Genomic DNA, 22,529 nt, shown 5'->3' on the forward strand with positions numbered 1-22,529 from the left:
AGAGTCAACAGAATCTTAATCACAGCTAATCGGCTTACGACTATGTCCCATCGCTTGGATGGCTTTGATGCGATTTTCTTGTTGTACGTAACGCAGAGGTGGGGGTAATACATTGAGCAAGTAATCATCGGAATCTGGCGTCAATTCAGTGACTGGCGTGACAACAATAACGTTTAGATTGGGATTGCGGCGCAGAATACTGGCTTTGGTACCAAGACCGCCCTCAATGTGAAATTTGCCTGCGATGTGCATCACTTGATGTGTTGGGTTTTCCGCCAGGTAACTAACGATACTCTCTGCCATGGTTTCATCCCATGTCATTTGTGCGGCAAAGTGCTTTTCGCTTTGCTCAGTCTCACCATGATGCATGGATTGCATAAATTTGGCTTTGTACGGTGATTGGTCAGTATTTATCTCTGCAGCAACCCATTTTTTTTGCTCTAACGGCAGCTTTTCTACATAAGTTTTGCCGACTCTACCAATGCAGCGAACGATAGCGCGTGGCGCGTTGGCTGCGATAACGTCTACTTGATTTGTTTTGGCAAACTCGATCAGTGGACGATAGTCACTTTCGTAATTAGGCCAAGCATTGCCTTGTTTTATTAGTGGTTGCTCACCAATTTCTCCGGCTAAGTATTGATCAATAATACTTTGTTTATCGCGGGTAAACTGCTCCATTGAGAGCGCGATTTTTGTTTCGTCTTGCACTAACTGTTTGAGTAGATCGGTTTGAAAGCGATGAATGGCGGAATGGGTATGCCATTCACCCACCAATATCACATCTGCACTCTTCACTTTCGTGGTGAATTGCTCTAGCGAAATCGATTGAGCACTAGGCGAATAGAGCTGGTAGTCATAAAAGCTGGCGATAGGCGCGTGTTCACTGCTGTTGAGAGAGGTGTTGGCGCAGCCTAAAAGGGGCAGCGCAATGAGTATCGGTAGTAAGTTCTTTAGCATAAAGCCCTATCCATGAACAAAAGTGAGTAACTTGATAGTGAATACCAAATTACTTAATACTCTTTTAGCTTAAATAGGGCTCAGTTAAGATGCAAATAGTTCGCCAGAGGAGTGCAGTAGCAGATTAGCCTTTGCGATAAATACGGATCATAAAGTCAGCTTCACAAGCAAAATGATCAGCGGTTTTCAGCATATTACGCAGCTCGTCCGTTGCCTTCCACGCAAATGGTGTCATTTGCAGCAAATTAAAGCCATCGCCTTGGGCAAGATCCATCACGTAGTTCAGCTTTTGTTCGTGCTCTAGTGTGAAACCCGCCAAATCTTCCGCAGCTTCACTGTGTAAGCGCACATCTTGGTAGATATGTTCACGTAGTTGATACAAGTGACGACCAGCAGGCGTGACAGTGATAACGATGCCACCGTCTTTGAGGGTGCGGGCTAGCTCTTCTGCTTTACAAGGTGCATAGATACGCAAAATTGCGTCAAGGCTTTGCTCTGAGAAAGGTAAGCGATGGCTAGAAGCAACGGTGAACTGGCAATTTGGGTAACGCTTGGCTGCGTAGCGGATCGCGACTTTTGAAATGTCGAGACCAAAAACTTCCGCTTGGGCGTTTTGTTGCTTTAATTGTGCGGCTACTTCATCAGTGTAGTAACCTTCGCCACAGCCGATATCAAGTAATTGGTGAGTGGTCCCTTTCAGGTACTCTGCGCACAGCGTTGCTACCGCCTGCTTCATTGGCTGGTAGTAGTCTTTTTCAAGGAAACGACGACGAGCTTGCATCATCTCTTTGTTATCGCCTGGATCTTTTGAGCGCTTGTGTTGCACTGGCATAAGATTGACATAGCCTTCTTTGGCGAGGTCAAAACTGTGGTTGTTGCTACAGCGGTAAGTGCGCTCAGCGAATGAAAGCGATTGATGGCAAAGAGGGCATTGATAAGACATAACAAGCTCAACAGATGAATTTAGGCGGCAGAGTCTAGCAAGAAAGCGCCAAGGGCAAAAGAGGCGATCAAAAGAGCCAGCGATTTTGCTGGCTCATTAGCAGGAATTAAGCAGAGATAACCGTGCTTAGTTCATAGCTTTGATCAGGTTGCAGGGTAATACCTTGCTGGATAGACGGTGCGTGAACAGTCGACTCTACGCATAACATGGTTTTATAACCATCATCCGCCATATCAGTCATGCCTTGTGCACCTTGTGACCAAGGGTTCCAAAGCACCGCTGAGTTGTGCCCGCTGTTTTCGATAGTCAACGTACGGTTCAGCACTTTATCTTCTACTTTGATTTGCGCTTCAGGTTTGGTGTATACGCGGTCGATAGTGTCAGTTAATACCAGTGTATCACCGCCTTGGCATACTTGATTTTCAAGTAGACTATCAATGTACTCACCACCCATACCTGTGGTTTCTGCTTGCAGAATATCACCGACATTTAAGTAAGTGTGTAACGCTCCAGAGAAAGTCCACTCATGGTCATCAATGTTGGTGACTTTCAACGTAACTTTCAGCTCGTCACCCACTTCGACCAGTAGGCGCGCATCAAACATATTTGGCCAAATGTCATGCGTCTCTTCGGTTGGGAATAGCGCAAGCTCGACGATCACACCGTTGTCGTTTTCACGGTGTTCAACCAATTCCCATTCAGATGTACGGGCAAAGCCGTGGGCTGGTGCAGCAATTCGACCAAACCAAGGCCAGCAAACAGGAATGCCGCCGCGTAAAGCAGCCTTACCATCAAAAATAGCCTTGTCACTCATCCAAATCAGATCTTGCTGACCCGCTGGTTGGTAAGACACCACATGACCGCCGTGTAAGGCGATACCCGCAGTGGCTTTGTCGTGGATAACACGGACGATTTTTACTTGGTCTTGCTCAACGATAGTGACGTTGTCAGAAAGAACCGAAACAGTCGGTAGAGAGAGTAAATCCATCTAGCAAATCCTTAAATTTTACGTGTGATGACAATTATCTAATGTAATCTTTTGCAGGAATTTCAGATACTAAAAAGGCGACTCGAGAGCCGCCTTTTGTCTAACTTATGTTTCAAACATAAGTTCACTAATCATAGTTTCAGTAAAAATTACTTAGAAACGTGTGCGATTAGGTCTAGAACTTTGTTTGAGTAACCGATTTCGTTGTCGTACCAAGATACAACTTTAACGAAGTTATCAGTTAGAGCGATACCAGCTTTAGCATCGAATACAGAAGTTTGAACTTCACCGATGAAGTCTTGAGAAACTACTGCATCTTCAGTGTAACCTAGAACGCCTTTTAGTTCGCCTTCAGAAGCTTCTTTCATTGCTGCACAGATAGCTTCGTAAGATGCGCCGTTCTTAAGGTTAACTGTTAGGTCAACTACAGAAACGTTAGCAGTTGGTACGCGGAAAGCCATACCAGTTAGTTTGCCGTTTAGTTCTGGAAGAACAACGCCTACAGCTTTAGCAGCACCAGTTGATGATGGGATGATGTTTTGAGAAGCACCACGACCACCGCGCCAGTCTTTAGCAGAAGGACCGTCTACAGTTTTTTGAGTAGCTGTAGTTGCGTGAACTGTAGTCATAAGACCAGATTCGATACCGAACTTGTCGTTAAGAACTTTAGCGATAGGCGCTAGACAGTTAGTAGTACAAGAAGCGTTAGAAACGATGTCTTGACCAGCGTAAGAAGTGTGGTTAACACCCATTACGAACATTGGAGTAGCGTCTTTTGAAGGACCAGTAAGAACTACTTTCTTAGCACCAGCTGTGATGTGTTTACGAGCTGTAGCGTCGTCTAGGAATAGACCAGTTGCTTCAGCTACTACGTCAACACCGATTGCATCCCATTTTAGATCTTCTGGGTTACGCTCAGCAGTTACACGTACAGTTTTGCCGTTAACGATTAGGTTACCGCCTTCAACTTCAACAGTACCGTTGAAACGGCCGTGAGTTGAGTCGTACTTCAGCATGTATGCCATGTAATCTACGTCGATAAGGTCGTTAATACCTACAACTTCGATGTCGTTGCGCTCTTGCGCTGCACGGAATACGAAACGACCGATACGGCCGAAACCGTTAATACCTACTTTGATAGTCATTATAGTTGCTCCACAACTTAATTTCTGATTAAAGATAACTGGTAGTAAAATTACAGAATCCAGTAACAATCTGCAAGTGATAATCCGACTTAAATTGTTTAAAGTCAAAAAAAAGCGACGCTTTTTTTCACAATTAGTCGCAAATGGCTATCTTTTGCGCGGATGTTGAAATCTTATTCCCAATTATTGTCGTAAAATAGGGGCGAGGGCAAACTGAACCCAGCCAGATATTGCTACTCTATCATGGTGAGAAAGTATGTGCTACAAAGCCCGTGCGACGCAAGTTTTTAACGAAAATTTAGATAATAATAACGTAAAAAATGGAGAAGAAAGTCAATGAAAAAACAGCCTGAAAAGTTGGTGAAGCCTGATGAGTACTGGCGTGAGCGCCTTTCTGACGAAGAGTATCGTGTTTGCCGACAACAAGGTACAGAGGCGCCTTTTAGCGGTAAATTGCTGCATAATCGCGAAACGGGTATTTATCAATGCACGTGCTGTAACGCGGATTTATTTCAATCCTCAAACAAATATGACTCAGGCTGTGGCTGGCCAAGCTTTGATGCGGCAATAAACGACCAAGCTATACATTATATAGAAGATCTAAGTCACGGAATGGTTCGCACTGAAATTCGTTGTGCGGTGTGTGATAGCCATTTAGGTCACGTTTTTCCTGATGGACCTCCGACGACAGGTGAAAGATTCTGTGTTAATTCAGTGTCGTTAATTTTCAACAATCTACAAAAAAGCGGTGATTAAATCACCGCTAAATGTTTTATCCTTTCAATTGTCTCAGCGGGTAGATGGCGTAAATAGCTGATTAAATTCTAGTAAACACTCAACTTACAGTTTTGAAACTTTCCGCTGATCGAATTACATAGTCGGAAGTGCGGTCATGCTAACGCGGAATCTACCCTCTTGTAGTGCCTGGTACACGTTACTCGCGACTTGATCGAGTTGTTGGTACTTTTCATCACTAAAGCCATAAATCAGTGCATAGTTGTGCTCGGCTGTGGTTTGTACGGCAAGCTTCTCTGCAACCTGAGACCAAATATAAGCTAACTCTTTGTGTCCTTGTTGTAGGTTTAAACTTGCTAATGATTTTACTGCATCTACATTGATGTTATCGCGACTGCCGAGTTCTAGAGTGCGATTAAGCAACGCTAAGGTTTTTTCAGAATCCCTTCGAGTATAAAAGGTAGCTAAAGCGTACTGCATTTCAGCTGTCTCTAACTCAGGAGAGCCTTCCATTTGTAAAAATAGGCGTCTGGCATTTTCATCCCCAGTTTGGCTCCAAAGGAAATAAAGAGCTTGTGGTGAGCGAGAGCCTTGCAACTCGGTGATTAATCGCTGTTGCTCATCTTTTGCATGTACCACCGCAGTTACTCGTTTCGTTTTGCGTTCTGATTGGGTCAGTGTCTCGATTTGCGCGGCTAAGTGCATGCACTTTTCATAAGCAGCTAGAAAATGAAATTCCTTGATCTTATTGGATTCTGAGGGGTTTTTGAGTGTTTCAAAGCGATGCCAAATCAGGTCGGTTCTTGGCAAGCGACATTGCCCGTCATTCATGTTGAGCTCTTGGCACTGTAAAGCCGGATTTGCTTGGCAGAGTTGCTCTGTGTTCTTTCTGCTTTCGAAGCAACCGAGAAGGGGAACACTGATACCAACAATACACGCCAACTTTAGTTTGTTCATAATTTTCGCTGCTTGTGATCAATTACACTTATTCTGAGCGGTTTTCTTGACTCACCGTAACAGAGAGTTATGTTTCTCAGAAAAAAGTTAAGGATAAACTATGGATGTCGAGCAACTCGTCAATACAATCACACCAGAAGCCTATCAACGTCTACTTTATGCGGTAGAAACGGGCAAATGGCCAGAAGGAACTGTCTTGTCGCAGGAACAACGCGATTCATGCATGCAAGCAGTGATGCTATATCAATCTAAGCACAATGCAGAAGCTCAGCACATGACTGTAGCCCAAGGTGGAGAAGTGAGTTTCAAATCCAAAGCGGAGTTAAAGAAACAGTTTCAGCCGCAGCAGTCAGATATATTGCGTGTTAACCCGAACAAAAGCGAATAGCTCTCGCATAAATACTCTGAATTACGCAAATTAGTTTCAAAATTGCGATTTCATTTATACAGATAATAAAAAGGTAGATGTGGGTACATCTACCTTTTTTGTTTAATTATCCGCAACACTTCTTAAATTTTTTGCCGCTACCGCAAATACACGGGTCGTTACGACCAATTTTGAGACTTTGAACTGATTGCGAGAGACGAGGATCTTCTACTTGTGGGTATTCACCATCAATATAGAACCATAAACCATCCTCACGAATAAAACGTGAGCGCTCTTCTAAGCAATACTGTTTGCCTTCTTCATTAAAGAAGGCTTTAAAGGTAACAAAACCTTCGTCATCGTGGCTGCCACTACTGCTATCTAAAACCTCTAAAGCTACCCATTCGCTATTTACCGAATCGGCAATCGCTTCACGTTGTTGCTCAGCATGACAGCTCGAATGATAGGTATTGATGACGAAATCAACCAGCCCAAGAGTGTGGGCACTGTAGCGCGCACGCATCAGTTGCTCAGGAACGATTGCGTTGGCATGTTGTTGATGAATAGGTTGGCAGCATGATTCGTACGGTGCTGCATTTCCGCATGGACAATGAGTCATTCAGCTATGCTTTGTTGTGCTTCTAATTGAGGCTAAGTGTATTGAGCACCTCTTGGTCAGTAAAGTCTTTCTGTCTTTGTAGCGCAAAATTACATTGTTCTGATCGAGTTAGTTATACACGTCCATCAGTTCCGCAGTCCAAATAGTGGCTTCATCATAGGCGGCGAAAACGTTATCTTGCTTGAGCCTGAGCTTAGCGGCGACTTTGGTGACATTCTGCCAGCGGGCTCTTTCAATTGCCTTCGATAACACCAGTAGACCGCCTAATACGCCTCGCTTTTCCAGTAACGCGACCTTGACCTCCGTACTGATGGGTATTTCTTCGAGTAACTGTTCGAGGGGTCTATCGAGTAAACAGTCCAGGAGTGAAAACATACCGGTGAGAAAGGCATCACTGGAGTGAGGCTGAGTTTGCAACTGCTTGGCTAGAATCTCGCAAAATTTTGCCCGTTGAATCGACAAACTGTATAGGTAGTCAGGCTTATTTTGCTCGCTCGAAGCCAGCGCGACTAAGGAGATAAATTTACGTAGACGATCTTCACCAAGGTACACCAATGCCTGATGGAATGATTGGATCTTGTTGGAGACCAATGCCGATGAATTAACGTAGCTAAGTAGTTTAAAAGATAAAGTCAGATCTCGAGTGATGAGGTGCTCTAAAGAGTTGTAGTCTAACGGTTGCTTCGACACTTCCGTGAGCAGTTGCATGACGGTAAGCATTGAAGGCTCAAGCGCTTTCTTTTGAATGACTTCAGGTTTACTAAAAAAATACCCTTGGAAGTAGTCAAAGCCGACTTTTTTCGCATGCTCGAATTCTTCGGCAGTTTCTACTTTTTCAGCCAAGAAACGAATTTTGCCATTGGCTAATAGTGAAATATATTCACCTGCTTTGGCGATAGACAGTGCGCGTACATCAAATTTAATGATGTTGATATAAGGGATAAAGGGGAGCCACTCTTTACTCGGAACAAAATCATCCAGCGCTAACGTGTATCCCTGCTCAGAGAGGCGCTTAACGGTGGCTAAAAGCTCTTTGGTAGGTGGACAATCCTCAAGGATCTCAATAACCAACTTTTCTGGCGGAAATAAACTAGGCACATCACCAATCAAGCTTTGATAGGGGAAATTGATAAAGCCAAACATATCGCCAAGCGTATCTTGCTTAGTGGTTAAGATATGATCTGACAACAAACGCAAAGTTGCCAGATCGGCATCGATATCTGGGAAGCAGTTTTTGGGACCGTCGCGAAACAACAGTTCATAACCGATGGTTTGTTTATCCACGTCCATGATCGGCTGGCGTGCGAAATAGGAATATTTCAAAATCTACATCAACTCGTACTTAGTTAAGGTCGATAATAGACTGAACCGTATTATTTTTCTTGAACGAGTTCAAACAAACGCTGTTCTGTATCTAGGGAGAAAGCTTGTAAACTAAATTTATTCGCGTCAATGCACAAAATTGAACTTTGCTCGTACCAATCACCGAGGACAATTCTGGTCATCTCTTTGTTTTCAATAGTGAATTTGTGGATATTTGGACGATGTGTATGTCCATGAATCATCAAATCAACCTGATGATCGAGCATCACTCGTTCTACTTCACTTTGCGTGACGTCCATGATTGTTAGGGATTTCGATTTTTTGGTGTCGCGAGCACCAGATTGGACTTTACGTACAATCGGTGTTTTGACTGCCATTGGTAGGCGATTGAAGATCCATTGTAACCATGGCTGATTCACTTTGGCTCGAAAAGCAAGGTATTGCACATCTTCGGTACACAAGGTGTCGCCATGTAAAATCACCGCTTTGCGACCGTAGAGGTTGATGACAGTTTCATCGCCCAGCAGTGTTACACCAGTTTGTTTTGCAAATCGCTTACCCACGAGGAAATCGCGGTTACCCTTAGTAAAGAAGCAGGGTACACCACTGTCGGTGAGGCGTTTAAACTCAGCACGAATTTGTTGGGCAAATTCGCAGTTATCGTCATCACCAATCCAGAAATCGAAGAGATCGCCTAAGACATAGAGTGCATCAGCGTGGATCGCCTCGTTACGCATAAAGCGCTTAAAGCTAGCGTTAATCTCAGGTGTATTGGGTGATAAATGTAAATCAGAGATAAATAGTGTGGTCATAATAGCAATAGAAAAGAAGGGTGATAAACACCCTTCTTAAATCGATTATTCTTCGATAGTTGTACCAGTGATAACCACGTCTTCTAGTGGTACATCTTGGTGCATGCCGTAAGAACCAGTGCTAACGCCTTTGATTTGGTTAACAATGTCCATACCTTCAACGACTTCACCGAATACACAGTAACCCCAACCGTCTAGGCTTTCGCTACGGAAGTCTAGGAAAGTGTTGTTGTTCACGTTGATGAAGAACTGAGAGCTCGCTGAATGTGGTTCCATAGTACGCGCCATAGCAAGCGTGCCTACTTTGTTGCTTAGACCGTTGTTCGCTTCGTTCTTAATTGGTGCACGAGAAGCCTTCTCACGAAGACCAGACTCCATACCACCACCTTGAATCATGAAACCATCGATAACACGGTGAAATAGTGTGTTGTCGTAGAAACCATCACGGCAGTACTGTAGGAAGTTTGCACTTGTTTCTGGTGCTTTTTCTTCATTTAGCTGAATTTTGATGTCACCAAAATTAGTGTGAAGGGTGATCATGATTATGTCCTTAACCTATGTTTTTGATTTGAGCTTGGGATTCTAACTTAACTTTTCTGACATTCATACGCGAAAAGCTGTGAATCAGACTTGAGTATAGGCGCTAATGATGGCTTTTTGAGCGATTGAGGGATTACCTAACGGAGCATGAGTTGGTATACTGAGTCACTATTTTATTTAGCCCAGATTAAGTATAGAGATCATGTTAAAGATATATAACACACTCACAAGACAGAAAGAGGAATTCAAACCAATCAATGCTGGCAAAGTTGGCATGTATGTCTGTGGGGTAACCATTTACGATCTCTGTCATATTGGTCACGGTCGTACCTTCGTATCTTTTGACGTTGTGTCACGTTACCTACGTTATTTGGGTTATGACTTGACGTTTGTGCGCAACATTACTGATATCGATGACAAGATCATTAAGCGCGCGAACGAAAATGGTGAGACTTGTGATTCACTGACTGAACGTCTGATCGGCGAAATGCACGCCGACTTTGATGCGCTAAACATGAAGCGTCCAGATGTAGAGCCTCGTGCGACTCAGTTTATCCAAGAGATCATCGAGCTGGTTGAGAAGCTGATTGAACGTGGCTTTGCTTACGTTGCAGACAATGGCGACGTTATGTTTGAAGTCGGTAAGTTTGACGAGTACGGCAAACTGTCTAAGCAAGATCTTGAGCAGCTACAAGCCGGTGCTCGCGTGGATATCGAAACCGCTAAACGTAGCCCGCTTGACTTCGTACTATGGAAAATGTCTAAACCAGGTGAGCCAACATGGGAATCGCCATGGGGTCCAGGTCGCCCAGGTTGGCACATCGAGTGTTCAGCGATGAACTCGTCCATTCTTGGCAACCACTTTGATATTCACGGCGGCGGTTCGGATCTGCAGTTCCCACACCACGAGAACGAAATTGCTCAGTCATGCTGCGCACACGACACTCAGTATGTAAATACTTGGATGCACAGTGGCATGGTGATGGTTGATAAAGAGAAGATGTCTAAATCGCTAGGTAACTTCTTTACTATTCGTGACGTGTTAGGTCACTACGATGCAGAAACGGTTCGTTACTTCCTGATGTCTGGTCACTACCGTAGCCAACTAAACTACAGTGAAGAGAACCTAAATCAAGCACGTGCTTCACTAGAGCGTCTATACACGTCTCTACGTGGTCTAGATTTGACAGCAGCACCAGCAGGTGGTGAAGAGTACCTAACTCGCTTTACTGAAGCGATGAACGATGACTTTAACACGCCAGAAGCATACTCAGTGTTGTTTGAAATGGCGCGTGAAATCAACCGTCTAAAAACGGAAAACCTTGAGCAAGCAAGCGCACTAGGTGCTCTAATGCGTGAACTGGCAGACGTGATCGGTATTCTGCACCAAGATCCAGAAGCGTTCCTAAAAGGCGATGCAGGCAGCGACGACGAAGTGGCTGAAATTGAAGCACTCATTAAATTGCGTAACGATTCTCGCGCAGCAAAAGACTGGGCGAACGCAGATATGGCTCGTGACAAGCTAAATGAGCTAGGTGTGGTGCTGGAAGATGGTGCTGAAGGTACAACCTGGCGTCGCAAATAAGTATCTACGTCCTTCTTGATGTTGTAGCGTTGTTGACTGCACTCGAAAACCTCATCACATAGTAAACCTATGCTCAGAGGCTTTTCTCCCTGGTCGCCTAGCTACAACGTCAATAAGTTAGTAGATAACACCAATTAGATTGAGCAATGTTGCTTAAATTGCTGATGAACACTCAGTCAATGGTATTGGTATAGACGTCCTTCTTGGCGTTGTTGACAACAACATCAAGCAGCGAATAGATAAAGCAAATTTTTAGGGCTGAGTTGTCAGCCCTTTTTTCTACAAGAATTATTATTTTACGGGAATCTCTCTGTGGCACAGATGTACTTCTATTACTCGGCGATGAACGCCGGTAAATCAACTACGCTTCTACAGTCATCATTTAACTACCAAGAGCGTGGTATGAATCCACTTATCTTTACTGCGGCTCTTGATAACCGTTATGGCGTCGGTAAAGTGAGTTCTCGAATTGGTCTACAATCTGAAGCGCATTTGTTCCAAGCAGAAACCGATCTGTTTAAAGCAATTGCAGAGCTGAATGAACAAGAGAAACGTCACTGTATTTTAATTGATGAGTGTCAGTTCCTGTCTAAACAACAGGTTTATCAATTAACCGAAGTGGTCGATAAGCTGCATATTCCAGTATTGTGTTACGGTCTACGTACAGACTTCTTAGGTGAGCTATTTGAAGGCAGTAAGTACCTGCTTTCTTGGGCGGACAAATTGGTTGAATTGAAAACCATTTGCCACTGCGGTCGCAAAGCGAACATGGTGATTCGTACTGATGAGCATGGTAATGCGATTAAAGAAGGTGACCAAGTGGCGATTGGTGGTAATGATCGCTACGTTTCGGTATGCCGCCAACACTACAAAGAAGCGTTAGGTAAGTAACCGTGTAGCATACCCAGGAAGTTTATAGAACTCTGGGTATATTATAGATACAAAAAACGGAGCCATTGGCTCCGTTTTTTGTTGTATTCGGTAATCTAAGATTAACGAGCACGGAAGACGATGCGGCCTTTTGATAGGTCGTATGGAGTCATCTCTACAGTTACTTTGTCACCAGTAAGAATACGGATGTAGTTCTTACGCATTTTACCAGAGATGTGAGCAGTAACTACGTGACCGTTTTCAAGCTCAACACGGAACATTGTGTTTGGAAGAGTATCAAGGACAGTGCCTTGCATCTCAATAACGTCTTCTTTAGCCATCTAATCCTCTTTAAATAAATGGGCGTTTTTATCAGGTATATTCAGCTGATAAAAATGAATTAAGCAAAGTTGGGGCGTATTCTACCCTTGCCAAGACTGATTTACTAGCCTTTGATGAGGATGAAAGCGGACTTTGTAATTCATTGCCGGACATTCATCTATTTGATAGCCGAGATAGAGCCACTGTTTCCCCTGTTCTTGGCAATGCTCCAATTGCAATAAAACGCCAAGTGTACCAAGAGATAGCGGGTGAGAAGGCTCGTAAAAGGTATAGAAAGCGCTGGCGCTGTTGGACAAGATATCTGTTACCGCCACACCAATTAACGTGTCATCTTCATATAGGTGTAAATATTGAGTGTTTAGCCAGTTGCAGTGAGTAAACTGCTCAAAACTTTGTCGATTCGGTGGGTACATCGACCCAGCACTATGACGAGCCTCGATATAGCGCGCGTATAATTCATACCAATCCGCATCCAATTGTTCTTTGAACTGCCAAGTAATTGCTCCGGCTTTATTGCGCAGTCGCTTCTGGCTACGGGTCATCTTAAATTTATGTGCCGAGACTCGGATTGGCTCGCAAGCGTTGCATTGTTGGCACAACGGGCGGTAGATGGTATCCCCACTGCGTCGAAAGCCATTGGCGAGTAACACTTCATAATTGGATGAGCAATGTAAGCTAGGATCAAGCGCAACCGCCACTCGTTCTTGGCGACCTGGCAGGTAGCTACAAGGGTGGTTATCAGTTAATCCGATACGAATATGTTGGATATCCGAGCTCATGGTTGCTCCTCAACTGGTGATGAAAGCCATTGTGGCTGAAAGCACTGTTTATTAATAGCTTCTTGCCTTAAGAATAGCAGGCTTTTAATAAAATCTTCGCGTTCAAGTTCAAATGCACCTAATGACTGGGTGTGATCATTAAGTACTTGGCAATCAATAAGCTGCCCGCCATGTTGTTTGAAATGGTGACAGAAAAACCACAAAGCGATTTTGGAGGCATTACTCTGCAAACTAAACATCGATTCGCCACAAAACAGCTGTCCAACCGAAATACCATATAGCCCACCAATCAGCTGGTTTTCTTGCCATACTTCTACTGAGTGACAGTGCCCTAGTGCGGCAAGTTGTTTGTAAGCGGCGCGCATTTCAGGGCTTAACCACGTTTCTTCAGCACTACGCAGTGCAGCACACTGGTCAATCACTTGATCAAAAGCGTGGTTGATACTCACTCTGTATTGATGTTTACGCTGAAATTTTTTGACACTTCTGGCGGGTTTAAAGGTCTTAGGATCAAACACAGCGCGTGGCGATGGGCTCCACCACAAAATTGGTTCGCTTGGTCCATACCATGGGAAGATGCCATTGTGATAAGCTGTCATCAAACGCGCAACTGACAGATCGCCACCGAAAGCCAACAGACCATTGGGGTCGTCGAGGGCTTCAAATGGAGATGGGAAGCTTAAGTTTTCACTGTCTAGTTCTGTCAGATATATAGCCATCAGAGGAATCGAATTATGTTGAAGAAGTGGGTATGGATATTATTGATTTTTCCACTGTTTGCCAATGCAGCATACCAACGTAATGTTGCACGCCCAGTCAATGAAGTGGTTTTTGGTAAGGTTGATTCAGTCCGTTACATGACGCAACAAGACATAGTCAAAGCGGAAAGCAGCGGCTGGGAAACATTTTTAGGGGCAGTAGTTGGCGGTGTCATCGGCAACCAATTTGGCGGCGGTACGGGTCGTGAAGTGGCAACGGCAGTGGGGGCTGTTGCCGGGGCAAGTGTGGCGCGAAATCGAGCCAATCAAAGCTATCGGGTTGAGTATCGCTTAGTCGAATTGCTGATCCAAACTGAAGATAAGCGTCTGATTAATGTCATTCAGGATGTCGACAGTAATATGATCTTCCAACGTGGTGACCGTGTTCGCATTCTTTACTTCAATGATGGCGTTAGGGTAGATAAAGAATACTGATATTTGCCTAAAAATAGCGATTAAATCTGCTTGCAAGCTAATTCGAGTTAAAACCAGATTAGGTCTGGTTTTACTCGGGCTTTTTCGATAGTCTGAAACGACGAAGAATTTTTCATCGCTCCTATGGAAGAGTGCGAGCAAGGAATAGTAGTTTTTAATGGAAAGCCTTACGTTACAACCAATCAATAAAGTCGATGGTGAGGTCAACTTACCGGGTTCAAAAAGTGTCTCAAACCGCGCGTTGCTCTTAGCTGCGTTAGCAAAAGGCACAACACGTCTAACCAACCTTCTTGATAGTGACGACATCCGTCACATGCTCAATGCGCTAACTAAACTCGGTGTTAATTACACCTTGTCTGCCGACAAAACGGTTTGTGAAGTAGAAGGCTTAGGTGGGGCGTTCCATTCATCTCAAGCTCTCGAGCTATTTTTGGGTAACGCAGGTACGGCGATGCGTCCTTTAGCCGCAGCACTATGCTTGGGTGAAGGTGAGTTTGTTCTTACCGGCGAACCGCGCATGAAAGAGCGTCCAATTGGTCACTTAGTGGATGCTCTGCGTCAAGCGGGTGCACAAATTGAGTATCTTGAAAATGAAAACTATCCACCACTTAAGATCATCGGCAGTGGTCTCAATGGTGGTACGGTTGAAATTGATGGTTCGATTTCCAGCCAGTTCTTGACGGCATTTTTAATGTCTGCACCACTGGCTCAAGATGACGTTACCATTAAAATCGTCGGCGATTTAGTTTCAAAACCTTATATCGATATCACGCTACACATTATGGCGCAGTTTGGTGTTGAGGTTGAAAACCGCAATTACCAAGAGTTCGCGATTAAAGCGGGGCAACAATACGTCGCACCAGGTGATTTCTTGGTGGAAGGCGACGCGTCATCGGCTTCTTACTTCTTAGCGGCTGCCGCAATTAAAGGTGGCGCAATCAAAGTAACCGGTATTGGTAAAAACAGTATTCAAGGTGACATTCAATTTGCTGATGCGCTTGAAAAAATGGGCGCAGAAATTGAATGGGGCGATGACTACGTGATTTCCCGCGTTGGTAAGCTAAACGCCGTTGATCTCGATTTTAACCATATTCCAGATGCTGCCATGACGATTGCAACGACAGCGCTTTTTGCTGAAGGGACAACCGCGATTCGCAACGTATACAACTGGCGCGTAAAAGAGACCGACCGTTTAGCGGCAATGGCGACAGAGTTACGCAAAGTCGGCGCAGAAGTAGAAGAAGGACACGATTACATTATCGTAACCCCACCTGCGCAACTTAAACATGCAGCAATCGATACTTATGATGATCATCGTATGGCAATGTGCTTCTCACTCGTGGCGCTAAGCGATACACCAGTGACGATCAACGATCCGAAATGCACCTCAAAAACCTTCCCAGATTATTTTGAGAAGCTGGAATCATTAAGCGTAGCTTAATGAGGGAACGCCTTTCGGCTACGGATGACGGATTCGGGAACGTAAAACGGGGTTTTACTTACGGATGATGGATGTGGGAACGTAAAACGAGGTTTTACTTTCGGACTACGGATGCGGGAACGTAAAACGGGGTTTTACTTACGGACGACGGATACTGGAACGTAAAACGAACGTTTATTGCGGGCTGATATTTTTGTCATTCCATAGAGCGCGTAAGCGCGAGTAGGGAATCTGGTTTTTCTCGCATCTCGAAGCAGAGCTATGCTCTGCGTTCCCGATTCCCGGAGCGAAGCTTCGCTTCGCGTTCCGAACATACGTAATGGGTTCTGAAACGCAAAAGAAAAGGCTGACGTGGCGTCAGCCTTTGTTATTTTTGTTATTCCATAGAGCGCGTAAGCGCGAGTAAGGAATCTGATTTTTCTCGTATCTCGAAGCAGAGCTATGCTCTGCGTTCCCGATTCCCGAAGCAAAGCTCAGCTTCGCGTTCCAAAAATTATGAGCTCAGCTCATTATTTTTCGATCGTGAACTCTTTCGAAAGGTGATGCGCCAAGTACTTAAACATATTAAATACCGCAGTCGTTTGGCTGGTTGGTAGACCGTTGTCGTCTAAGAAGTAGTTGCCTTTGAAAACCAATACGCCTTCTTTTTCTTCAACGCTGTCTGCGCGCATGCCTTCGATGTAATCGTCATGCTCTTGAATGATTTGGTTGGCGATCAGTAGTAGGTCGAATGTAGAAATTACTTTTTTATCGCTCATGATAGTTACCTTAGGCTGTGATTTTGGCGAGATGGGCAAGGATTTTAAAGGTAAGAAAATATAAATGCCAATGACTTGTCGCAATAAAAATGGAACTTGGTTTGCTATCCAACTGTATTTAAAGAGAGAAAATGTTTTGTGACGGGCTACATAAATCTGTTTACTCCATTGGCGGAACCATGAATCCCCCGTTTAGTATGTGGCACTTCAGATACAGGCTTATTCCCTTTATATATCGCAGGGATACGGTCTGCGTGTTGCGTTGAAACGATCTCTGCCTCGTAAACGCAAAGATCGACGATTTGTCGAGCAGTCAAAGTTGATTTTCAAAAAAGATATTGATCTTCTGGCAATCTCGCTCAATAGTAAAAAAAGAAGCAATGTTTTAAGTATGTTGTGCGATAAAATTCGCATCAGTCATTTTAAAGGACACCAGAGTCAGTTATGGGCAAGTCACTCGTTATTGTGGAGTCGCCAGCTAAGGCGAAGACCATCAATAAATATCTCGGTAAGGACTTCATAGTAAAGTCTAGTGTGGGTCACGTGCGTGATCTACCAACTGCAGGTCAAAGCACCGGTCAGAAAGCGGCAGCGGTATCTACCAAAGGTTTAAGCGTCGAAGAAAAAGCCCGCATTAAACAAGAAAAAGATCGTAAATCGCTGATCAAAAAAATGGGTATCGACCCATACAACGGCTGGGAAGCTAACTACCAAGTTCTTCCAGGTAAAGAGAAAGTAGTTGCCGAGCTGCAAAAACTGGCGAAAGACGCAGATTGCGTTTATCTCGCAACCGATTTGGACCGCGAGGGAGAGGCTATCGCTTGGCACCTTCGTGAGATCATCGGCGGCGATGAAGAGCGATATAAACGCGTAGTATTTAACGAAATTACTAAAAACGCGATCCAACAAGCTTTCCAGAGTCCTGGTGAGCTGAGTATGGATGGCGTTAATGCACAGCAAGCACGTCGATTCATGGACCGTGTAGTGGGCTTTATGGTGTCTCCACTACTATGGAAGAAAGTGGCGCGTGGCTTGTCAGCTGGTCGTGTACAGTCAGTAGCGGTAAAACTGCTGGTTGAGCGCGAGCGCGAAATCAAAGCGTTTATTCCAGAAGAGTTTTGGGATATTCACGCGAATACCAAAACACAGGATAAAACGGACTTCCGTCTGCAAGTCTCTCAAAAAGATGGCGTAGCCTTTAAACCGGTTAACGAAGCAGAGACGAAGGCTGCGATGTCTGTGTTGGAAAACGCAGCATACGAAGTATGTAAGCGTGAAGACCGTCCGACGTCGAGCAAGCCGTCAGCACCGTTTATCACTTCAACACTACAACAAGCGGCGAGTACGCGCCTTGGCTACGGTGTTAAGAAAACGATGATGCTAGCGCAGCGTTTATATGAAGCGGGCTACATCACCTATATGCGTACCGACTCGACTAACCTGAGTGCGGAAGCGGTTGAAACTCTTCGTGGTTACATCAGCAGCGAATTTGGTGATGCGTACCTACCGGCTAAAGCCAATGTATACGGCAGCAAAGAGGGCGCACAAGAGGCGCACGAAGCGATTCGTCCTTCTGATGTGACTGTGAAAGCGGAAGACCTACAAGGTATGGAAGCGGACGCGCATAAACTGTATGCCCTAATTTGGAATCAGTTTGTCGCTTGTCAAATGACGCCTGCGCAATACGACTCAACTACAGTGAGCGTTAAAGCGGCTGAGTACACGCTAAAAGCCAAAGGTCGTATCCTGAAGTTTGATGGTTGGACACGCGTTCAACGTCCTTTAGGTAAAAACGAAGACCAAATTCTGCCTGCGGTACAAGTGGGTGATAAGATTGATCTTGTTGAGCTCGATCCTAAGCAGCACTTCACTAAGCCGCCAGCACGCTTTACGGAAGCGGCATTGGTTAAAGAACTTGAGAAGCGCGGCATTGGTCGTCCATCGACTTACGCATCAATCATTTCAACCATCCAAGACCGTGGCTACGTGAAAGTTGACCAACGTCGTTTCTATGCAGAAAAGATGGGTGAGATTGTTACTGACCGTCTTGACGGTAGCTTCCATGAGCTAATGAACTATGAGTTCACTTCACGCATGGAAGAGAAGCTTGACCAAATCGCGGAAGGTGAAGCGAAATGGAAATCAGTGCTAGACAACTTCTTTAGTGATTTCTCAGGTGATCTTGAGAAAGCAGAACAAGAAGAAGACCAAGGTGGTATGAAACCAAACCACATCGTCTACACCGATATCGAATGTCCAACCTGTTCACGTCCTATGGGTATCCGTACGGCATCAACAGGCGTATTCCTAGGTTGTTCTGGTTATGCATTGCCACCGAAAGAGCGTTGTAAGACAACCATTAACCTTGGCGATGAAGAAGGCATCATCAATGTTCTAGAGGAAGACGTTGAAACCGCAGCTCTGCGCGCTAAGAAACGTTGTCCAATCTGTGAAACAGCGATGGATGCGTACTTGATCGATGACAAACGTAAACTGCATGTTTGTGGTAACAACCCGAACTGTGAAGGTTACGTGGTTGAGTTTGGTGAGTACAAAGTAAAAGGCTATGACGGTCCAGTTGTTGAATGTGACAAGTGTGGCAGCGACATGGTACTGAAAAACGGTCGTTTTGGTAAATACATGGATTGCACCAGCGAAACATGTAAAAACACCCGTAAGATCTTAAAGAATGGCGAAGTTGCGCCACCAAAAGAAGATCCAGTGCATTTCCCTGAATTGCCATGTGAAAACTCAGACGCTTACTTTGTATTACGCGATGGCGCGTCAGGTCTATTCCTAGCCGCGAGCACTTTTCCTAAATCACGTGAAACTCGTGCTCCATTAGTGGAAGAGCTGAAACGCTTCAAGGATCGCATCTCAGCGAAATTCCACTACTTAACGGAAGCGCCAGAGAAAGATCCAGATGGTTTGCCAATGGTTGTGCGCTTTAGCCGCAAGACCAAAGAGAACTACGTTCGTTCTGAAGTCGATGGTAAACCATCAGGCTACACAGCGCTCTACATTGACGGTAAATGGGAAGTGACCGACAAGCGTAAGAAAAAATAGGCGCATTAAGTTTGATTGAAAAAGCAGCGATTTATCGCTGCTTTTTTTATGCGTCAAATTGCCTAGTAATATTCTGTTTTATAATGCAAGCATTCTGTATGTGAGAAGTTCACAAAATAAAAAATTTCGTCTGACTGTTTTTTGAACGAAATTTATGATGAACGTCATACTTCTGTTCATTGACTGTTATTGAATTGTGTCATTAATGAGTCGCAGTGTGACTTAGATCAGGTGCTTGTGAAGCAACCTGTGAGTATGCAGCAGTATGGGTTAATTAAAATTGTAATCTTCATTGGATAGGATAGTTTATAACCGACGGGTTGCAGATAATAATGGAGTCAATCCAGATAATAACGCCAACCGTTAAGGCTTTGCCTACCTAGGGAAAAGGTGTCAGCAATTGACACCAAATGATAAAAAATAATATGGAGAATAATCGATGGCTGGTGTTTTAGGTATGATCCTTGCTGGTGGAGAGGGCTCGAGGTTACGTCCACTTACTGAATCTCGTAGTAAACCTTCTGTTCCTTTCGGAGGAAGCTATCGCCTAATTGATTTCGCGCTTAACAACTTCGTTAATGCTGATCTGATGCGCATTTATGTACTGACACAATTTAAATCGCAATCTTTGTTCCATCATTTGAAAAAAGGGTGGAACATCAATGGCATAACAGATCGCTTTATCGATCCAATCCCTGCACAAATGCGTACAGGCAAGCGTTGGTATGAGGGGACCGCTGACGCAATTTATCAAAACCTCCGCTTTATGGAGTTGGCTGAGCCTGATCAGGTATGTATTTTTGGTTCAGACCATATTTACAAGATGGACATCAAGCAGATGCTTGATTTTCACAAACAGAAAGAGGCGGCACTGACGGTGTCAGCGCTACGTATGCCACTTTCACAAGCTTCGCAATTTGGTGTTATCGAAGTTGACACTGAAGGTCGCATGGTTGGTTTTGAAGAAAAACCGGCTAACCCTAAAGCGATCCCGGGTGATCCTGAACACGCGTTAGTCTCTATGGGTAACTATGTGTTTGAGGCACCAACCCTATTTGCAGAGCTTATCGAAGATGCCGACAATCCAGATTCTTCTCATGATTTTGGTAAAGATATCATTCCAAAGATGTTCCCACGTGGCGACGTGTTTGTTTATGATTTCAGTTGTAACCAAATTACCGGTGAGAAAGAAGAAGTTTATTGGCGTGATGTCGGTACTATTGGCGCGTATTGGGAAGCGCACATGGACCTTCTCAAGAAAGATGCTCCATTCTCACTCTATAACCGTAAGTGGCCGCTACACACTTACTACCCACCATTGCCACCTGCAACCTTTACCGATTCAGACAACGGGCGTGTACAGATCATTGACAGCTTAGTCTGTAACGGCAGTTTAGTGCGCGGGTCACGGATTGAAAAATCAGTACTGGGCTTCCGCAGCAATATCGCATCAGCGTGTGACATTAGTGAAAGTATTTTGCTAGGCGACGTTAAGATTGGCGATGGTTGTGTTCTACGTCGTGTCATTATCGACAAAGACGTGGATATTGCCCCAGGCACTCAAATTGGTGTCAATCTGAAAGAAGACCGTAAGCTTTACCATGTCTCTGAAGAAGGCATCGTGGTTATTCCGAAAGGAGCTCGCATTGGTTACTGATCAATTATCAATTCTCTTTGTTGCTTCAGAAGTTGAAGGTTTGATCAAAAGTGGAGGCTTGGCGGATGTCGCCAAGGCTCTGCCTCAAGCACTGCACGCGTTAAACCAAAATGTACGTATTGCATTGCCGGGTTATCGTAAAATCGAAGCATTACAAAATGCTGAATTGGTTCTGAACACTAAGCTTGATCATTGGCCGCATACACCATACCAAGTTCGTCAACTCGCGATTGGTGAAGTTACTGTGTATGCGATTGAATGTGACAAATACTTTTCTCGTGATGAAATGTATTCTGAATACAACCAAGCGTATGCCGACAATGGCGAGCGATTCGCGTTCTTTAGCGCTGCTTGTCTAGACATGCTACCTAAGCTTGAGTTCCAACCAAATATCATTCATGCCAATGACTGGCATACTGGTTTTGTCCCTTATCTGCTCAAACATCGATATGCTGAACACCCATTCTTTAGCCATACCCGTAGCGTGATTTCAATTCATAACGCGGTGTTTAAAGGGGTATTCAGCTACGAAGAACTGCCGAACTTAGCTGAGATGCAAGGACACTATGCGCCTGATGCCGCGGTGAGCCCAACGCATATTACGATGCTAAAGGCAGGGGTAATGACCGCAGATAAAATCAATGCAGTGAGCCCAACCTACGCAGAAGAGTTAAAAACGGAACTTGGTAGCCATGGTATGGCGAGAGAGTTTCGCGCACGCGAGCATGACTTAGTCGGGATACTGAATGGCTGCGATTATAGCGATTGGAATCCGGCAAAGGATAGCTTCTTACCGGTCCAATACCATGCAGAGCTTTCGAGCATGCAGGCGGGCAAATTAGCGTGTAAACAGGCGATGCAAAGCCGAGTTAACTTGCCAAACAAAGAAGTCGCGGTATTTGGCATGGTTTGTCGTTTAACCAACCAAAAAGGCGTTCACTATCTTCTTCCGATCTTAGAGCGTTTTCTAAAGCTGGATGCTCAACTCGTGATCGTGGGCACAGGCGATCCGATTCTGGCGACCCAACTGGCAGAGCTAGCTGCGCGTCATAGTGATAAGTTTGCGTTTGTTGAAGCTTACAGCAACGAATTAGCTCATCTAGTGGAGGCAGGTTCGGACTTCTTCCTTATGCCGTCGGAGTTTGAACCTTGTGGTCTTAACCAGATTTACAGCATGGCTTATGGCACGCTGCCTATCGTTCGCGCGGTCGGCGGTTTGAAAGATAGCGTAGTGGATTATGATGATGACCCAGACAACGCAACGGGTTTTGCATTCCTAAACCCTGAGCCGGTTGAGCTACTGAGTATTATGCAGCGCGCCTTGTTATTCTATTTACAGCAGCGAGAAGAGATGACAAGGGTACAACTGTACGCGATGCAGAAACAATTTTGCTGGAAGCGTGCGGCAGATGAGTATCTTGCGCTCTATCGCAGTGCACTTCATTGAGCATA

Annotated in this window: 22 protein-coding genes; 9 read left to right on the plus strand and 13 right to left on the minus strand. The window is 44.7% G+C overall.

Going from position 1 to position 22,529, the window contains the following annotated elements:
• Positions 1-15: 15 nt before the first annotated feature.
• From GZN30_RS02990 to gap, 4 genes are all read right to left on the minus strand, one after another.
• Positions 16-957 (minus strand): ChaN family lipoprotein, encoded by a 942-nt coding sequence (locus tag GZN30_RS02990; RefSeq protein ID WP_075651787.1) that lies wholly within the window; start codon positions 955-957, stop codon positions 16-18.
• 124 nt (positions 958-1,081) lie between these two features.
• Complete coding sequence (rlmA, locus tag GZN30_RS02995; protein WP_075651789.1) at positions 1,082-1,900, minus strand: 23S rRNA (guanine(745)-N(1))-methyltransferase; 819 nt, start codon at positions 1,898-1,900, stop codon at positions 1,082-1,084.
• A 106-nt stretch (positions 1,901-2,006) separates the two neighbouring features.
• Positions 2,007-2,888, minus strand: a complete 882-nt coding sequence (locus GZN30_RS03000; RefSeq protein WP_075651791.1) for a D-hexose-6-phosphate mutarotase — start codon at positions 2,886-2,888, stop codon at positions 2,007-2,009.
• 149 nt (positions 2,889-3,037) lie between these two features.
• A complete protein-coding gene (gene gap, locus GZN30_RS03005; protein WP_075651793.1) occupies positions 3,038-4,033 on the minus strand; it encodes a type I glyceraldehyde-3-phosphate dehydrogenase in 996 nt (331 codons plus the stop codon).
• 336 nt (positions 4,034-4,369) lie between these two features.
• Between gap and msrB the strand changes: the two genes are divergently transcribed.
• Positions 4,370-4,789 carry a peptide-methionine (R)-S-oxide reductase MsrB gene (gene msrB, locus GZN30_RS03010; protein ID WP_075651795.1) on the plus strand — a complete coding sequence of 140 codons (420 nt, stop codon included), beginning with the start codon at positions 4,370-4,372 and terminating at the stop codon, positions 4,787-4,789.
• A 114-nt stretch (positions 4,790-4,903) separates the two neighbouring features.
• Here msrB and GZN30_RS03015 read toward each other — a convergent pair whose 3' ends face one another.
• Positions 4,904-5,725, minus strand: coding sequence for a DUF2989 domain-containing protein (locus GZN30_RS03015; protein WP_075651797.1), 822 nt, complete (start codon positions 5,723-5,725; stop codon positions 4,904-4,906).
• 100 nt (positions 5,726-5,825) lie between these two features.
• Here GZN30_RS03015 and GZN30_RS03020 point away from each other — a divergent pair, with 100 nt between their 5' ends.
• Positions 5,826-6,113 carry a YeaC family protein gene (locus GZN30_RS03020; protein WP_075651799.1) on the plus strand — a complete coding sequence of 96 codons (288 nt, stop codon included), beginning with the start codon at positions 5,826-5,828 and terminating at the stop codon, positions 6,111-6,113.
• A 106-nt stretch (positions 6,114-6,219) separates the two neighbouring features.
• On the opposite strand, the gene GZN30_RS03025 is transcribed toward GZN30_RS03020, so the two are convergent.
• The 4 genes from GZN30_RS03025 to GZN30_RS03040 form a co-directional block, all read right to left on the minus strand.
• Positions 6,220-6,711: a YchJ family protein gene (locus GZN30_RS03025; protein ID WP_075651802.1), complete on the minus strand. Its 492-nt coding sequence runs from the start codon at positions 6,709-6,711 to the stop codon at positions 6,220-6,222.
• 108 nt (positions 6,712-6,819) lie between these two features.
• Entirely contained in the window at positions 6,820-8,034 is a 1,215-nt protein-coding gene (locus GZN30_RS03030) for an EAL and HDOD domain-containing protein (RefSeq protein WP_075651804.1), read from the minus strand.
• A gap of 50 nt (positions 8,035-8,084) precedes the next feature.
• Entirely contained in the window at positions 8,085-8,846 is a 762-nt protein-coding gene (lpxH, locus tag GZN30_RS03035; protein WP_075651806.1) for a UDP-2,3-diacylglucosamine diphosphatase, read from the minus strand.
• A 45-nt stretch (positions 8,847-8,891) separates the two neighbouring features.
• Positions 8,892-9,386 (minus strand): peptidylprolyl isomerase, encoded by a 495-nt coding sequence (locus GZN30_RS03040; protein ID WP_075651808.1) that lies wholly within the window; start codon positions 9,384-9,386, stop codon positions 8,892-8,894.
• Positions 9,387-9,588: 202 nt separating this feature from the next.
• On the opposite strand from GZN30_RS03040, the gene cysS reads away from it, so the two are divergent.
• Positions 9,589-10,971: a cysteine--tRNA ligase gene (gene cysS, locus GZN30_RS03045; protein WP_075651810.1), complete on the plus strand. Its 1,383-nt coding sequence runs from the start codon at positions 9,589-9,591 to the stop codon at positions 10,969-10,971.
• A gap of 312 nt (positions 10,972-11,283) precedes the next feature.
• Positions 11,284-11,862 carry a thymidine kinase gene (locus GZN30_RS03050; protein ID WP_075651812.1) on the plus strand — a complete coding sequence of 193 codons (579 nt, stop codon included), beginning with the start codon at positions 11,284-11,286 and terminating at the stop codon, positions 11,860-11,862.
• 101 nt (positions 11,863-11,963) lie between these two features.
• On the opposite strand, the gene infA is transcribed toward GZN30_RS03050, so the two are convergent.
• The 3 genes from infA to aat all read right to left on the minus strand — a co-directional run bounded on the left by infA (position 11,964) and on the right by aat (position 13,681).
• A complete protein-coding gene (gene infA, locus GZN30_RS03055) occupies positions 11,964-12,182 on the minus strand; it encodes a translation initiation factor IF-1 (RefSeq protein ID WP_001040192.1) in 219 nt (72 codons plus the stop codon).
• Positions 12,183-12,263: 81 nt separating this feature from the next.
• Positions 12,264-12,962 (minus strand): arginyltransferase, encoded by a 699-nt coding sequence (locus tag GZN30_RS03060; RefSeq protein WP_075651815.1) that lies wholly within the window; start codon positions 12,960-12,962, stop codon positions 12,264-12,266.
• Positions 12,959-13,681 (minus strand): leucyl/phenylalanyl-tRNA--protein transferase, encoded by a 723-nt coding sequence (gene aat, locus GZN30_RS03065; protein WP_075651817.1) that lies wholly within the window; start codon positions 13,679-13,681, stop codon positions 12,959-12,961. The genes GZN30_RS03060 and aat overlap by 4 nt, the downstream gene beginning before the upstream one ends.
• Positions 13,682-13,696: 15 nt before the next feature.
• Here aat and GZN30_RS03070 point away from each other — a divergent pair, with 15 nt between their 5' ends.
• Complete coding sequence (locus GZN30_RS03070) at positions 13,697-14,155, plus strand: outer membrane lipoprotein (protein WP_083627210.1); 459 nt, start codon at positions 13,697-13,699, stop codon at positions 14,153-14,155.
• A gap of 157 nt (positions 14,156-14,312) precedes the next feature.
• The gene (gene aroA, locus GZN30_RS03075) at positions 14,313-15,596 is read left to right on the plus strand and encodes a 3-phosphoshikimate 1-carboxyvinyltransferase (protein ID WP_075651819.1); all 1,284 of its coding nucleotides are present in this window, start codon (positions 14,313-14,315) and stop codon (positions 15,594-15,596) included.
• A 509-nt stretch (positions 15,597-16,105) separates the two neighbouring features.
• On the opposite strand, the gene GZN30_RS03080 is transcribed toward aroA, so the two are convergent.
• The gene (locus tag GZN30_RS03080; RefSeq protein ID WP_075648041.1) at positions 16,106-16,354 is read right to left on the minus strand and encodes a YciN family protein; all 249 of its coding nucleotides are present in this window, start codon (positions 16,352-16,354) and stop codon (positions 16,106-16,108) included.
• A 444-nt stretch (positions 16,355-16,798) separates the two neighbouring features.
• On the opposite strand from GZN30_RS03080, the gene topA reads away from it, so the two are divergent.
• The 3 genes from topA (at position 16,799) to glgA (ending at position 22,524) form a co-directional block, all read left to right on the plus strand.
• Positions 16,799-19,420, plus strand: a complete 2,622-nt coding sequence (gene topA / locus GZN30_RS03085; protein ID WP_075648040.1) for a type I DNA topoisomerase — start codon at positions 16,799-16,801, stop codon at positions 19,418-19,420.
• A 439-nt stretch (positions 19,421-19,859) separates the two neighbouring features.
• Positions 19,860-21,077, plus strand: coding sequence for a glucose-1-phosphate adenylyltransferase (glgC, locus tag GZN30_RS03090; RefSeq protein WP_075648039.1), 1,218 nt, complete (start codon positions 19,860-19,862; stop codon positions 21,075-21,077).
• Positions 21,067-22,524, plus strand: a complete 1,458-nt coding sequence (glgA, locus tag GZN30_RS03095) for a glycogen synthase GlgA (protein WP_075648038.1) — start codon at positions 21,067-21,069, stop codon at positions 22,522-22,524. Before glgC ends, glgA begins: the two co-directional genes overlap by 11 nt.
• Positions 22,525-22,529: the final 5 nt, after the last annotated feature.

Origin of the sequence: Vibrio ponticus, from assembly GCF_009938225.1 — a bacterium.
Classification (GTDB): Bacteria; Pseudomonadota; Gammaproteobacteria; order Enterobacterales; family Vibrionaceae; genus Vibrio; species Vibrio ponticus.